General features: G+C 76.6%; 13 protein-coding genes. 5 read left to right on the forward strand and 8 right to left on the reverse strand.

From position 1 onward, the window contains the following. Positions 1-3 precede the first annotated feature (3 nt). From AFB00_RS27350 to hutU, 5 genes are read right to left on the reverse strand one after another with little or no spacing between them, the layout of a single operon-like run. Positions 4-1,461 carry an aromatic amino acid ammonia-lyase gene (locus tag AFB00_RS27350; RefSeq protein ID WP_068799569.1) on the reverse strand — a complete coding sequence of 486 codons (1,458 nt, stop codon included), beginning with the start codon at positions 1,459-1,461 and terminating at the stop codon, positions 4-6. After that, entirely contained in the window at positions 1,458-2,675 is a 1,218-nt protein-coding gene (gene hutI, locus AFB00_RS27355) for an imidazolonepropionase (protein ID WP_068799570.1), read from the reverse strand. Before hutI ends, AFB00_RS27350 begins: the two co-directional genes overlap by 4 nt. Continuing rightward, on the reverse strand, positions 2,672-4,042 hold the full coding sequence (locus tag AFB00_RS27360; RefSeq protein WP_068799571.1) for a formimidoylglutamate deiminase: 1,371 nt from the start codon (positions 4,040-4,042) through the stop codon (positions 2,672-2,674). Before AFB00_RS27360 ends, hutI begins: the two co-directional genes overlap by 4 nt. Beyond that, a complete protein-coding gene (locus AFB00_RS27365; protein ID WP_068799572.1) occupies positions 4,039-5,256 on the reverse strand; it encodes an allantoate amidohydrolase in 1,218 nt (405 codons plus the stop codon). The genes AFB00_RS27360 and AFB00_RS27365 overlap by 4 nt, the downstream gene beginning before the upstream one ends. After that, positions 5,253-6,920: a urocanate hydratase gene (gene hutU, locus AFB00_RS27370; RefSeq protein ID WP_068799573.1), complete on the reverse strand. Its 1,668-nt coding sequence runs from the start codon at positions 6,918-6,920 to the stop codon at positions 5,253-5,255. The genes AFB00_RS27365 and hutU overlap by 4 nt, the downstream gene beginning before the upstream one ends. A gap of 110 nt (positions 6,921-7,030) precedes the next feature. On the opposite strand from hutU, the gene AFB00_RS27375 reads away from it, so the two are divergent. Continuing rightward, the gene (locus tag AFB00_RS27375; protein ID WP_068799574.1) at positions 7,031-7,849 is read left to right on the forward strand and encodes an IclR family transcriptional regulator; all 819 of its coding nucleotides are present in this window, start codon (positions 7,031-7,033) and stop codon (positions 7,847-7,849) included. Here the strand turns inward: AFB00_RS27375 and AFB00_RS27380 are convergent. Next, positions 7,833-8,867, reverse strand: a complete 1,035-nt coding sequence (locus tag AFB00_RS27380; protein ID WP_068800730.1) for a zinc-binding dehydrogenase — start codon at positions 8,865-8,867, stop codon at positions 7,833-7,835. The genes AFB00_RS27375 and AFB00_RS27380 overlap by 17 nt on opposite strands. 82 nt (positions 8,868-8,949) lie before the next feature. Between AFB00_RS27380 and AFB00_RS27385 the strand changes: the two genes are divergently transcribed. After that, on the forward strand, positions 8,950-9,534 hold the full coding sequence (locus tag AFB00_RS27385) for a TetR/AcrR family transcriptional regulator (RefSeq protein WP_068799575.1): 585 nt from the start codon (positions 8,950-8,952) through the stop codon (positions 9,532-9,534). On the opposite strand, the gene AFB00_RS27390 is transcribed toward AFB00_RS27385, so the two are convergent. Next, entirely contained in the window at positions 9,521-10,006 is a 486-nt protein-coding gene (locus AFB00_RS27390) for a DUF1707 SHOCT-like domain-containing protein (protein WP_068799576.1), read from the reverse strand. The two genes, AFB00_RS27385 and AFB00_RS27390, sit on opposite strands and share 14 nt — an antisense overlap. 345 nt (positions 10,007-10,351) lie before the next feature. Between AFB00_RS27390 and AFB00_RS27395 the strand changes: the two genes are divergently transcribed. Together AFB00_RS27395 and AFB00_RS27400 are read left to right on the forward strand one after the other, a co-directional pair. Next, positions 10,352-11,143: a sugar phosphate isomerase/epimerase family protein gene (locus AFB00_RS27395; RefSeq protein ID WP_068799577.1), complete on the forward strand. Its 792-nt coding sequence runs from the start codon at positions 10,352-10,354 to the stop codon at positions 11,141-11,143. A gap of 103 nt (positions 11,144-11,246) precedes the next feature. Beyond that, positions 11,247-12,335 carry a LacI family DNA-binding transcriptional regulator gene (locus AFB00_RS27400; protein ID WP_197519678.1) on the forward strand — a complete coding sequence of 363 codons (1,089 nt, stop codon included), beginning with the start codon at positions 11,247-11,249 and terminating at the stop codon, positions 12,333-12,335. Here the strand turns inward: AFB00_RS27400 and AFB00_RS27405 are convergent. Beyond that, positions 12,290-12,886, reverse strand: coding sequence for a histidine phosphatase family protein (locus AFB00_RS27405; protein ID WP_068799578.1), 597 nt, complete (start codon positions 12,884-12,886; stop codon positions 12,290-12,292). The two genes, AFB00_RS27400 and AFB00_RS27405, sit on opposite strands and share 46 nt — an antisense overlap. A gap of 81 nt (positions 12,887-12,967) precedes the next feature. On the opposite strand from AFB00_RS27405, the gene AFB00_RS27410 reads away from it, so the two are divergent. Beyond that, positions 12,968-13,183, forward strand: coding sequence for a CbtB domain-containing protein (locus tag AFB00_RS27410; protein ID WP_068799579.1), 216 nt, complete (start codon positions 12,968-12,970; stop codon positions 13,181-13,183). Positions 13,184-13,189 lie beyond the last annotated feature (6 nt).

Genomic DNA, 13,189 nt, shown 5'->3' on the forward strand with positions numbered 1-13,189 from the left:
GCGTCAGCGGGCGTCGCGGCCCCAGCGGCCCAGGCCGTCGAGCAGTTCCGCGGCGCCCGCGATCTCCGCGCCCAGCTGGTGGTCGGTCCGGGTGTCCGGCAGCGCCGCGGTGAGCTCGTCGAACACCCGGCCCAGCCGGTACCCGCGCGGACGGGTGTCGTCGAGCCGCAGCGCCCGGACCGCGGCGACCAGCTCGCAGGCCAGCACCGTCCGGTAGCCGGCCGCCGCGGCGACGGCGCTGCGGGCGGCGTGCGGGGTGAAGCTGGCGTGGTCCTCGACCCCGCGGGAGATGACCGACGTCCCGAGGGTCACCGGTCCGGCCGAGTGCCGGAGCCTGCCGAGCGAGTCGTGCGCGACGTACTCCAGGATCATCACCCCGGAGCTGCCCGGCGGGCCGCTCGCCAGGAACGCCGCCAGCCCGGTGAACTCCGGCTCGACCAGGTCGCCCAGCCGGGCCGCGGACAGCTCGGCGACGTGGTGCACCGCCGCCCGCAGGTTGTCCAGCGCCAGCGCCGGGTAGGCGGTGGAGAACTGTCCGTGGTGGAAGACCGCACCGGACCCGGCGTCGATCAGCGGGTTCTCCGCCGCCGCGTTGATCTCGATCTCCAGCACCGAACGCAGGTGCTCGGCCCCGTCCAGGGCCGGGCCGTGGACCTGGCAGAACGCGCGCAGGCCGAACGGGTCCTGGATCCGGCGGCCGGGGCTGAGATCGCCCTCGTGCCACAGCAGGCGCCGCATCCGGGCCGCCGAGTCGACGGTGCCGGGGTGCGGACGGCGGGCGTGCACCTGCTCGGCGAACGCCTCCGACGCGCCGCCGAGCGCGCAGTAGGACAGTGCCGCGACCACGTGCGCGGCGTCGAGCAGCCGGGTCAGCTCGTCGTGGACCAGCACCGCGCGGGCCAGCGTGACCGCGTTCGACGACATGAACGCCAGCGCGTCCCCCGGTTCCAGCGGGATCGGGGCGGCCGTCCCCCGGGCCCACGGCAGGTGCCCGGTCAGCGTCAGCCCGATCTCGGCCAGCACCGACAGGTCGCCGGTGCCGATGGACCCGGCGTCGTGCACCCGCGGGACGGCGCCGTTGCGCAGCGCCGTCTCCAGGGCCCGCAGGAACCGGGGGTGGATGCCGCTGCCGGCGGCGGCGAGCTGGTTCAGCCGGACCAGCATCGACGCGCGGGCGACCGTGGCGTCCAGCGGATCGCCCACCCCGGCGGCGTGGCTGAGCAGCAGCCGCAGGTCGTGGGTCTCGGCGTCCCCCGTCCCGACGACGGCGTCGCGGTTGGCACCCACGCCGGTGGTCCGGCCGTACACCGGGCGGACCGCACTCGCCGCGAGGGCGGTGCGGTGCACCTCGGTCGCGGCCGCCAGGGCCGGCCCGGACAGGGTCACCGGCACCCCGCCCGGGGCGACCTCGACCACGTCGCGGCAGCTCAGCGACTCCCCGTCGACGACGACCCCACTCATGCCCGTGCTCCCTCCCCCGTCGTCAGGCGCTCGGCGTGCCGCCCGACCCGGTACCGGACCCCGGCCGCGACGACCTCCCGCACCAGCGGGACCCCCGGACGGTAGGCCAGGTGCACGTGCGTCGGCGCGGCCAGCCGGACCAGGTCGGCCCGCCGCCCCGGGACGAGTGCCCCGACGTCGTCGCGGCGCAACGCCGCGGCGCCTCCGGCGGTGACGGCGTGCACCGCCTCGGCCGGGCTCAATCCCATGTGCCGCACCGCGAGCGCGACGCAGAAGCCGGGGTTGCTGGTGAACGAGCTGCCCGGGTTGCAGTCGGTGGCGAGCGCGATCCGGGCCCCGGCGTCGAGCAGCCGCCGGCCGTCCGCCCAGGGGGTGCGGGTGCTGAACTCGACGCCCGGCAGCAGGGTCGCCACCGTGCCGGAGCCGGCGAGGGCGTCGACGTCGGCGTCGGACAGGAACGTGCAGTGGTCGACCGCCGCGGCCCCCAGCTCGACGGCGAGGCGGACGCCGTCGCCGGGGCCGAGCTGCCCGGCGTGCATACGGATCCCGAGCCCGCGGGCCCGGCCGGCCTCCAGGACGGCGCGGGACTCGTCGGGGTCGAACGCGCCGCGCTCGCAGAACACGTCCACCCACCGGGCGTGCGGGGCGCAGGCGTCCAGCATCGGGCCGCGGACCAGGTCGACGTAGTCGTCGCGCCGGTCCCGGTACTCCTCGGGCACCACGTGCGCGCCGAGGAACGTCGTCTCGGGGGTGTGCCGGGCGGCGATCCGCAGCGCGCGCCGCTCGTCGTCGACGGTCAGGCCGTAGCCGCCCTTGGTCTCGAACGTGGTGATCCCCGCGGCCAGCATCTCCGCGGCCAGCGCGCCCACCCCGGCGTCGAGCCCGGCGTCGGTGGCGGCCCGGGTCGCGCCGACCGTGGTGCGGATCCCGCCCGCGGTGTAGGGCCGCCCGCTCGCCCTGGCCGCGAACTCCCCGGCCCGCTCCCCGGCGAACACCAGGTGCGCGTGGCTGTCGACGAAGCCGGGCAGGACCGCGTCCCCGTCGCAGTCGACGCGTTCGTCGGCCGCCGGGGCCCGCCCGGCCGGCCCGGTCCAGGCGATGCGGTCGCCCTCGACGACGACCGCGGCGTCGCCCACGACGCCCAGCACCGACCCGTCACCGGTCCCGGGATCGTTGGTGACCAGCTCGCCGATCCCGGTGTACAGCACGCTCATACCGGCACTCCCCTCGTCGTGGCCCGGTCGAGCACCGTCGCGGTGACGGCGGCCAGCCGCCGCCCCGCGTCGGGCACCGTCCGGTGCCGCCGGTCGGCCACGACCACCCGGCCGTCGACGACCACGTCGGTGACGTCCGCCGCGGACGCCGCGAACACGGCGGTCTCCGCGCTCGCGCCGCAGCCCGCGGTACGGACCGATCCCAGGTCGACCGCGACGAGATCGGCCCGCGCACCCACCGCGATCGTGCCCGCGTCCGGGCGCCCGAGCGCCCGGTGCCCCTCGACGGTGGCGCAGTCGAGCAGGGTCGCCGCGTCGAGCACGCCCCGCTCCCGGCTCCGGAGCCGTTCGTCCAGCTCCACCGCCCGCGCCTCGTCGAACAGGTCGATCACGGCGTGGCTGTCCGAGCCGAGACCGAACGGCCCGCGCGGCGCGGCCAGCAGGGCGGGGGCCGGGCCGATGCCGTCGCCGAGGTCGCGTTCGGTGGTCGGGCAGAAGCAGACGCCGGTCCCGGTGGAGCGCAGGTCCGCGACGTCGCGGTCGGTGAGGTGGGTGGCGTGCACGGCCGTCGTGCGGGGGCCGAGCGCCCCGAGCCGGTGCAGCAGACCGACCGGGGTGCGGCCGTGCACCTCCCGGCAGCGCTGCACCTCCGCGACCTGCTCGGCCACGTGCACGTGCAGCGGCGCCCGGTGCGCGGCCGCCCACCCGACGATCTCCGGCACGTGCTCCGGCGGCACCGCCCGCACCGAGTGCACGGCCGCCCCGACGACGACGTCCCCGGCGCCCTCCCACCGGGCGTGCAGCTCCGTCGCCCGCTCGGCCCACGCCGCGCCGGAACCGTCGCCGAACCGCAGCTGCGCCCCGGCGAGCGGCCGCCCGCCGAGATCGGCCGCGAGGTAGCAGGTGTCGAGCAGGGTCAGCCGGACGCCCGCCGCCCGCGCCGCGTCGACCAGTGCCGATCCCATCTCGTTCGGGTCGGCGTAGCGGCTGCCACCGGGCCCGTGGTGCAGGTAGTGGAACTCGCCGACGCCGGTCACCCCGGCCAGCGCCATCTCGGCGAAGACGGCGGTCGCGACCTCCCGGTAGCCGTCCGGGTCGAGCCGGTCCGCCACCCGGTACATGAGGTCGCGCCAGGTCCAGAACGACCCGCGGCCGCGCTGGGTGCGGGCGCGCAGCAGCCGGTGGAAGGCGTGCGAGTGGACGTTCGCCAGTCCGGGCAGCACCAGGCCGGGCAGCACCGCCACCCCGGCCGGGCGCGGCGTGCCGGGCTCGACCGCGGCGAACCGGCCGTCCACGACCGTCACCAGCACGTCGCGGTGCACCCCGTCGGCCAGCCGGGCGTGCTCGCACCACCAGCGCGCGGTCACGCCGACGTCCCGTCCCGCAGGACGGCGGTGAGCGCGGCGACCCCGGCGAGGCAGTCGTCGTGCTCGGCCCACTCCGCCGGCGAGTGCGAGACCCCGGTCGGGTTGCGCACGAACAGCATCGCGGTGGGCAGCACCGCCGAGAGCACCCCGGCGTCGTGCCCGGCCGCGGTGGGCAGCACCGGGACCGCGCCCAGCACCCGGCGGATCCGGTCCCGGGGCCCGTCGGGGAAGGTGACGACCGGGGACACCGACTCGGTGCGGACGGCCACCGTCGTCCCCTCGGTCGCGGCGTGCCGGGCGGCGTCGGCGAACACCTCCGCGGTCATCGCCTCGAGGACCTCCGTGGACGGGGCCCGCGCGTCGAGCACCGCGCTGATCGCCGAGGCGATCGCGTTCGCGCCGTTCGGGGTGACGCCCAGCTTCCCGAAGGTCGCGACCCCGCCGTGCTGCCCGGCGCGTTCGCGGGCGGCGACGACCGTGGCGGCGTAGGGCAGCATCGGATCGTGCCGGTCGGCCAGCAGCGTCGCGCCGGCGTGGTTGGCCTCCCCGGTGAAGTCGAGCCGCCAGCGGCCGTGCGGCCAGATCGAGGACGCGACGGCGACCGGCTCGCCGAGCCGGTCCAGGGCGCGCCCCTGCTCGACGTGCAGCTCCACGAACAGGCCGACCCGCTCGGTGAGCCGGGGGTCGCGGCCCACCGCCGACGGGTCCCGCCCGGCCGCGGTGAGCACCTCGGCCAGGCTGTGGCCCTCGGCGTCGCGCAGGCCCAGCGCCCGTTCCGGGGCGAGCGCCCCGGTGGACAGCTGCGACCCGGCGCAGGCCACCCCGAACCGGGCGCCCTCCTCGTCGGCGAACGCGACGATCCCGATCGGCCGCCGCGGGACGTGCCCCTCGGCGCGCAGCGCGTCCACCGCGGCGAACGCGGAGACGACGCCGAGCGGGCCGTCGAACGCGCCGCCGTCGGGTACCGAGTCCAGGTGCGAGCCGGTGACCAGCGCGTCGGACGGGTCGCCGGTCCGGCCGGGCGGCAGCCACCAGGCCCACAGGTTGCCGTTGCGGTCGGTCTCGGTGTCCATCCCGCGCCCGGCGGCGCAGCCCAGGAACCACTCGCGCAGCGTCCGCTCGGCCGCGCCCCAGACCGGACGCCGGTAGCCGCCGCTGCCCGGGTCCCGGCCGACGCCCGCGATCTCCGCCCACAGCCCGTCGAACGTGCTCACCGGCCACCGTCCATCGGGATCCGCACGCCGCGCTCACGGGCGACCGCGACGGCGCCCGGGTAGCCGGCGTCGGCGTGCCGCAGGACGCCGGTCGCCGGGTCGTTGGTCAGCACCCGTTCCAGCTTCGCCGCGGCGAGCGCGGTCCCGTCGGCGACGCACACCTGGCCGGCGTGCTGGGAGCGCCCGATGCCGACCCCGCCGCCGTGGTGCAGCGACACCCACGACGCCCCGGACGCGGTGCTGACCAGCGCGTTGAGCAGCGGCCAGTCGGCGATCGCGTCGGAGCCGTCGAGCATCGCCTCGGTCTCGCGGTACGGCGAGGCGACCGAGCCGGAGTCCAGGTGGTCGCGGCCGATCACGATCGGCGCGCTCAGCTCCCCGGAGGCGACCATCTCGTTGAAGCGCAGCCCGGCGCGGTGCCGCTCGCCGTAGCCGAGCCAGCAGATCCGGGCCGGCAGTCCCTCGAACGCCACCCGCTCCCCGGCCAGGGAGATCCAGCGGTGCAGGCTCTCGTCGCCGGGGAACAGGTCGAGGATCGCGCGGTCGGTCGCGGCGATGTCGGCCGGGTCGCCGGACAGCGCCACCCAGCGGAACGGGCCCCGGCCCTGCTCGAACTGCGGCCGGATGTAGGCGGGCACGAAACCCGGGAACGCGAACGCCCGCCCGTACCCGGCGCGGCGGGCCTCGTCGCGGATCGAGTTGCCGTAGTCGAACACCTCGGCGCCGCGGTCGGCGAACCCGACCATCGCCTCGACGTGCGCCGCCATCGACGCCCTGGCCCGCTCGGTGAACCCGGCCGGGTCGGCGGCGGCCGCGGCCCGCATCCCGGCGACGTCGACGCCGACCGGCAGGTAGGACAGCGGATCGTGGGCCGAGGTCTGGTCGGTGACCACGTCGATCGGGGCGCCGCGGCGCAGCAGCTCCGGGACGATCTCGGCGGCGTTGCCCACCACCCCGATCGACAGCGGCCGCCGCTCGTCGCGGGCCGCGACGGCCCGGGCCACGGCGTCGTCGAGGTCGTCGGCGCGGACGTCGAGGTAGCGGTGCGCGATGCGCCGGTCCACCCGGGTCGGGTCGCAGTCGACGCAGATCGCGACGCCGTCGTTCATCGTGACGGCCAGTGGCTGGGCCCCGCCCATCCCGCCGAGCCCGGCGGTCAGCGTGATCGTCCCGGCGAGGCTGCCGCCGAACCGCGTGCGGGCGACCGCGGCGAAGGTCTCGTAGGTGCCCTGCAGGATCCCCTGGGTGCCGATGTAGATCCACGAGCCGGCGGTCATCTGCCCGTACATCGTGAGCCCGGCGTCCTCCAGCCGCCGGAACTCCGACCAGTCGGCCCAGTCGGCGACCAGGTTGGAGTTCGCGATGAGGACCCGCGGCGCCCACTCGTGGGTGCGCAGCACCCCGACCGGCTTGCCGGACTGCACGAGCAGGGTCTCGTCGTCGCCGAGCCGGCGCAGGCAGTCGACGATCGCGTCGAAGGCCGGCCAGCTCCGGGCGGCGCGGCCGGTCCCGCCGTAGACGACGAGGTCCTCCGGGTGCTCGGCGACGTCCGGGTCGAGGTTGTTCATGAGCATCCGCAGCGCCGCCTCCTGCTGCCAGCCGCGGCAGCTGAGCTCCGTGCCGCGCGGGGCGCGGACGGCGGCACGGGTCGGGACGGCGGTCATGGGGTGCTCCTGACGTCGGGGCACCCCAGTGCAGCCGCCCGACGACGGCCACACCAGCGGCCGACGCCCGGAGTCGTCTCGGATCCGAGACCAGCGCTAGGGTGACGGCCGTGGGCAGCAGCACCTCACCCGCCGTCGGACGGGCGCTGGACGTCCTGCTCCATCTCGCCTCGCGACCCGGGCCCGTGCCGGGCGCGGCGCTGGTCCGGGAGCTGGACCTGCCGCGGTCCTCGGCGTACCACCTGCTGACGGTGCTGGTCGAGCGCGGCTTCGTGCTGCACTACCCGGAGCAGCGGGCGTACGGGCTGGGCGTCGCGGCGTTCGAGATCGGTAGCGCCTTCCTGCGCCAGGGCCCGCTGGAACGGCTCGGCCGTCCCGTGGCCCGGCGGCTCGCGACCCGCACCGGCGAGATCGCCCACCTCGGCGTCCTGCACGGTGCCGACAGCCTCTACCTCGTCAAGGAACGCCCGGCCCGGCAGGCGTTCCCCGTCTCCCTGGTGACCGAGGTCGGGGTCCGGCTGCCGGCCTCGCTGACCGCGAACGGCCGCTCGATCCTCGCCCACCTCCCGTCCGCCCAGGTCCGGGCGCTGTTCCCGGCCGCGCTGGTCCGCCGGACCGCCCACGGCCCGGCGACGCTGCCCGGACTGCGCCGGCTGCTGCGCTCCGAGCACGCCAGGGGCTGGTCGCTGGAGGACGGGATGATCACCGACGGCATGCAGTCGGTCGGGGCGTGCGCCTTCGACCACACCGGCGCGCCCGTCGCCGCGTTCAGCGTCACCCGGCGCGCCGACCGGGCCCGGACCTCGGCCGAGGAGCTGGCCACCGCCGTCCGGGGCGCCGCCCGGGACCTGACCGGGCGCCTGTCCGGCCGCGCCCCGGACGGCTGGTTCGACCGATCGCCCGCCCCCGGCGTCACGCCTGCCGGGTGAGCACGATCTTGCCCGCCCGGCCACCGTGCAGGAACTCCTCCTGGGCCGCGGGCAGCGCGTCCGGGGCGAACCGGGCGGCGATCACCGGGCGGACCGCACCGGACCGCGCGTCATCGGCGAGCCGCTCGAAGTGCGCGGGCGTGTGCATCGACGAGCCGATCAGCGAGATGTTGTGCAGGTAGAGCCGGCGCAGGTCGAACGGGACGACCGGTCCGGCGACCGCCCCGGCCACCACCCACCGGCCGCCGTCGCGGACCCGCGGCAGCAGCGCGGCCACCAGGTCCCCGCCGGCGACGTCGGCGACCGCGTCCACCCCGTCCGGCACCGCGGCGGCGACGGCGTCCGCGCCGCCGCTGCGGTCGAGCACCTCGACGGCGCCGGCCGACCGGACGGCGCCGGCGTTGCGGGGCGAGGTCACCGCCAGCACCCGGGCGCCGCGGGCGGTGGCCAGCTGCACCAGCGCCAGGCCGACCCCACCGGACGCCCCGGTCACCACGACCGTCTCGCCGGAGCCGATCCCGGCCCGCTCCAGCATGCCCGCGGCCGTGCCGTACGCGACCGGGAGCGCCGCCAGCTCCGCGTCGGACAGCGGGGAGCCGGTCATGTCGTGCACCCGGTCCGCGCCGACGACCACGTACCCGGCGAAGCCGCCGTCCGCCTCGCTGCCGATCAGGCCGACCGGATGGGCGTCGGGACCGGGACCGTCGTAGAAGCCGGGATCGACGAGGACCCGGCGCCCGTGCAGGTCGCCGTCCACCCCGGGTCCCGTGGCGTCGACGACGCCCGCCACGTCGCCCCCCTGGATCCGGGGGAACGCGACCGGCCCGCGCCACCCGGCCGCCGCGTCCGGGTCCCCGGGCAGCCCGTAGGCGCCGGTCCGGGTCCAGACGTCGGTGTTGTTGAGCGCCGCCGCCCGCACCTCGACCCGGACCCGGCCCGGCCCCGGTTCGGGCCGGTCGACCTCCCGGTACTCGAGCGTCTCGGGGCCACCGTGCCCGGTCAGGACCCAGGCGTGCATCGTCGTCACCACGACCTCCAACTACACTGATCTGTGAAGTACGTCGTCAGAGTACGCAGATCTGTGAAGTAGTGGAGGCGCGATGACCACACCGCTCACCCCGGGCGCCCGCCGGATCCTCGACACCGCCGCCGGGCTGTTCTACGAGCACGGCATCCACGCGGTGGGCGTGGACACGATCGCGGCACGCTCGGGCGTCACCAAGCGGACCCTCTACGACCGGTTCGGCACCAAGGACGCCCTGGTCACGGCCTATCTGACCGAGCGCGACCAGCGCTGGCGGGACGCGGTGCGCGCCCGCCTCGACGAGCTCGGCGAACCCGCCGACCGGGTGCTCGCGCCGTTCGACGTGCTGGGGCCGTGGAGCGACGGCAACCCGCGGGGATGCGCCTTCGTCAACGCCCACGCCGAGCTCCCGGATCCGGCGCATTCGGCGCGGGCCGTCATCACCGGGGAGAAGGCGTGGCTGCGGGAGGTGTTCGCCACCGAGCTGCGGGCGGCCGGCGCGGCCGACCCGGACGGCGTCGCCCTGCACCTGCTGCTGCTGCACGAGGGCGCGCTCGTCACGCACAGCGCGGCAGCGGTCCCGGACGCCGTCGCCGCCGCCCGGCGCGCCGCAGCGGCCGTGCGGGACGCGGCGCTGGGCCCGGACCTCAGCGCACGGTGATGTTCCCGCACCGGACGCCACCCAGGACGACGACGTGCGGGACGCCCCGCCGCTCCGAGGCCCCGAGCCGGTCTCGCACCGACCCGAAGCCGGTCCGGGCCTCGGCCAGGTCGGCGGTGGCCCCCGCGGGCAGCCGCACGTCGAGGTTCCCGATCACGATGTCGGACTCGATCGTCACCTCACCGGTGACGAACCGGGCCCGCCGCATGTCGAGATGCGCGTTGCCGAACCACGACCGCAGGACGATCCGCGGCGGGACCAGCCACTCGCCCCACCGGCGCTGGTCACCGCCGGTGCCGACCAGCTCGAGCACGTCCCGCACGGGTACGGTGTCGGCCGCTCCGGGCAGGTCGGCCACGGTCCGGTTCAGGTCGGCCCGGGTGACGGCGGCCGACACCTGCGCGAGCCGCCCGGCCAGCTCGGCGCCGTCGAGCCGCCCGTCGAGGTGATGGCGGTCCAGCAGCGCGCCCACGTGCTCGCGTTCCGCGTGCGAGACGCGGAGGTCACGGGGGGGCGACCGGGCCCTCGTGTGTGTCCATGGCCCCGACGGTAGGGATTCCCGCGGCCCCCTACGCCGGGGTTTCCCCGGATGCACCCCCGGGATGTCATGGCGGTCCGGGGAGCGCCCGGGCGCTGATCCCCGGTACGTCCCCGGGGGCGGCCGGAGCCACGGCTAGGGTGATCCTCGGGCGCGATCCCCCCTCGCCTGCAGCGCAGCAGCCGGGCCGCACACGTCCGGAGACGTCCACCGGCGGCGTCCCGGTGCCGGGCCACGGATCCACCCGAGACGGCAGTCGCACCACCGACGAGGAGAGCGATGACCAGCACCACGCCCACGACCCTGCGCCCCGGGCTCTGCTCGGTGACCCTGCGCGAGCACTCCCGCGCGGACGTCGTGGAGCTGGCCCGGCGCAACGGGCTCGCCGCGATCGAGTGGGGCGCCGACCGGCACGTCCGGCCGGACGACCCGGCCGCCGTCGCCGACGCCGTCGAGCGCTGCCGCGACGCGGGGGTCGCGATCGCCTCCTACGGCACCTACCTGCGGCTCGGCTCCGGCGAGGATCCCGGCCCCGTGGTGTCCGCGGCCCGAGCGCTGGGCGCGCCCCGGTTGCGGGTCTGGGCCGGCACCGTCGGCTCGGCGGAGGCCGGTCCCGAGGACCGGGCCCGGGTCGCGGCCGCGGGGCGGGAGGTCGCCGACCGCGCCGCCGGGCAGGGGCTGACCGTCGGGCTGGAGTTCCACGGGAACACGCTCACCGACACCACGGCGTCGACCCTGGAGCTGCTCGAGCGGATCGACCGGCCCGGTGTGCTGGGCACCTACTGGCAGCCGCCGGTGGGCCTGCCCGCCGACGCGGCGCTGGCCGGTCTCGACGAGGTGCGCCGGCACCTGGTGGGCGTGCACGCGTTCTCCTGGTGGCCCGCGACGGAGCGGCTGCCGCTCTCGGCGCGCCGGGACCTGTGGGACGAGGTGGCCCGCCGGTTGCACGGGGAGCCGTTCGACGTCCTGCTCGAGTTCGTCGCCGGCGACGCCCCGGACCGGCTCGCCGAGGACGCCGCGGAGCTGCGCGCCCTGCTCACCACCCCGGGCGGTGCCCCGACCGCTCCGTGACCGGTCAACCGGCCGGGTCGGCCGGGCCGGGACCGCTGCTATCCTGCGCCGGAACGGCATCCGTTCGGCGATGGGACCAGCGAGCAGTCGGGAGAGAGGTTCCGTGACGGACCCCTCCGGCGACGAGGTGGAGACCACGGGGCGCCGCAAGACGGCGACCATCGTCGACGTCGCCCGTCAGGCGGCGGTGTCGACCGCGACCGTGTCCCGGGTGCTGAACGGCAACTACCCGGTGGCGGCAGGCACCCGGGACCGGGTCCTGCACGCGGTCGACGACCTCGGCTACGCGGCCAACGCCAACGCCAGGGCACTGGTCCGTGCGGGCTCGCGCACCATCGGCGTCGTCATCCTCGAGATCGTCGACCCCTTCTTCGGCTACATCCTGCGCGGGGTCGAGCGGGCGACGACGTCCTCGAACCGGGTGGCCATGGTCGCGTCCACCGGCGGCGACCCCGAGCGCAAGATCGAGCTCCTCGACCGGATGACCGAGCAGCGGGCCGACGCGGTGATCCTGGTGGGCGGCTCCCACTCCGATCGCTCCTACCAGCGGCGCCTCGCCGACCGCGCACGCACGCTCGACCGGATGGGCAGCGTGCTGGTGCTCTGCGGGCACCCGCCGATGCCCTCGACGATCCCCGCCCGCTGCGCGACCTACGACAACGAGGGCGGGGCGTTCGCCGCGACGGAGCACCTGCTCGCGCACGGCCACCGGCACATCGTCCATCTCGCCGGGCCGTCCGGACTCTCGACCAGCGACGACCGCGTCGACGGCTACCGGCGGGCGCTGCGCGCGCGCGGCGTCGAACCCATCCGCGACCTCGTCCGGCCCGGCCGGTACAACCGCGTCTCCGGCTACCACCGGACACAGGCGATGCTGGCCGAGGGCCTGCACTTCACCGCGGTCTTCGCCGGGAACGACGGTGTCGCGGCCGGGGTGTACGACGCGCTCGACGAGGCCGGCCTCTCCGTCCCGGGCGACGTGTCGATCGTCGGGTACGACGACACCCCGGAGTCCACGGAGCTGCGGCCCCGGCTGACGACCGTGCACGTGCCGCTGGAGGAGATGGGCCGGGAGGCGGTCCGGGTCGCGACCGAGTCCGCGGACTCCTACTCCCGCCAGCAGTCCGGGACGGTCATGCTCGGCACCTATCTCGTCCCCCGCGACTCCGTCGCGGCGCCCCGCAGCGGCTGACCGGACGCCCGTACCGTCCAGCGGTCCGGGCCGCCGCGCAGGTCGGTGACGGTCAGCGGGCCGGCGTCGATCCGCCAGAACCCGGCGGGCGGGGCGCCGAGCACCAGGACGACCGCGGCCCGTGCCACCGCCGGCCCGCAGACGGCCACGGTGTGGCCGCCGCCGGCTCCCCCGAGCCAGCCGGACACCCGTTCCAGCAGGTCGAGCAGCGACTCGCCGCCGTGCGGCGCGGCCGCGGGATCGTCGAGCCAGCTCCGCAACCCCGCCGGTTCGGCGGCGGCCACCGCGCCGAGGGTCCGGCCGGACCAGCGTCCCGCGTCCCAGTCGCGCAGGTCCCGGTCCGGGGACCCGTCCCGGCCGAGCGCGGCGCAGGTGGACGCCGAGGCCGGGTCCGGCGCGTGCCGGTGACGGTCCGCACGCAGCGGGGGCGACGCGGCGAGATCCGCGACGGCGCCGGGGGCCGCCGGCTCACCGGCCGGGAACGCCGCGACCCGCGTCCCGGCGGTCGCCGCGTGCACGACGAACGTGATCCGCGCGGACCCCCGGTTCACTTGACCCGGCACCGATCCGGGAGCACCATTTCTCTGCGCATCTCTTCAGATGTACACCCTTTGACCTCCGGAGCGACAGCGATGACCCAGGCCGCACCCACCCCGATCAGCGGAGGCGTCCCCGCACCCGTCCCGCTGCGCGAGATCGCACCGTGGGCGGTGTTCGGGGGTGTCGCCCTGCTGGCGCTGCTCTACCTGGTGGGCATGGACCAGGGCGTGACGACGCTGGTGCCCGGCGAGCTGATCCACGAGTTCGTCCACGACGGCCGGCACCTGCTCGGCTTCCCCTGCCACTGATCGGGG

This window comes from Pseudonocardia sp. HH130630-07 (genome assembly GCF_001698125.1).
Taxonomy (GTDB): domain Bacteria; phylum Actinomycetota; class Actinomycetes; order Mycobacteriales; family Pseudonocardiaceae; genus Pseudonocardia.

Excerpts from the sequence above, each read along its gene's own strand:
- AFB00_RS27350 (WP_068799569.1), bottom strand. The coding sequence starts at position 1,461 with ATGAGTGGGGTCGTCGTCGACGGGGAGTCGCTGAGCTGCCGCGACGTG.
- hutI (WP_068799570.1), bottom strand. The coding sequence starts at position 2,675 with ATGAGCGTGCTGTACACCGGGATCGGCGAGCTGGTCACCAACGATCCC.
- hutU (WP_068799573.1), bottom strand. The coding sequence starts at position 6,920 with ATGACCGCCGTCCCGACCCGTGCCGCCGTCCGCGCCCCGCGCGGCACG.
- AFB00_RS27380 (WP_068800730.1), bottom strand. The coding sequence starts at position 8,867 with ATGCACGCCTGGGTCCTGACCGGGCACGGTGGCCCCGAGACGCTCGAG.
- AFB00_RS27385 (WP_068799575.1), top strand. The coding sequence starts at position 8,950 with ATGACCACACCGCTCACCCCGGGCGCCCGCCGGATCCTCGACACCGCC.
- AFB00_RS27395 (WP_068799577.1), top strand. The coding sequence starts at position 10,352 with ATGACCAGCACCACGCCCACGACCCTGCGCCCCGGGCTCTGCTCGGTG.
- AFB00_RS27410 (WP_068799579.1), top strand. The coding sequence starts at position 12,968 with ATGACCCAGGCCGCACCCACCCCGATCAGCGGAGGCGTCCCCGCACCC.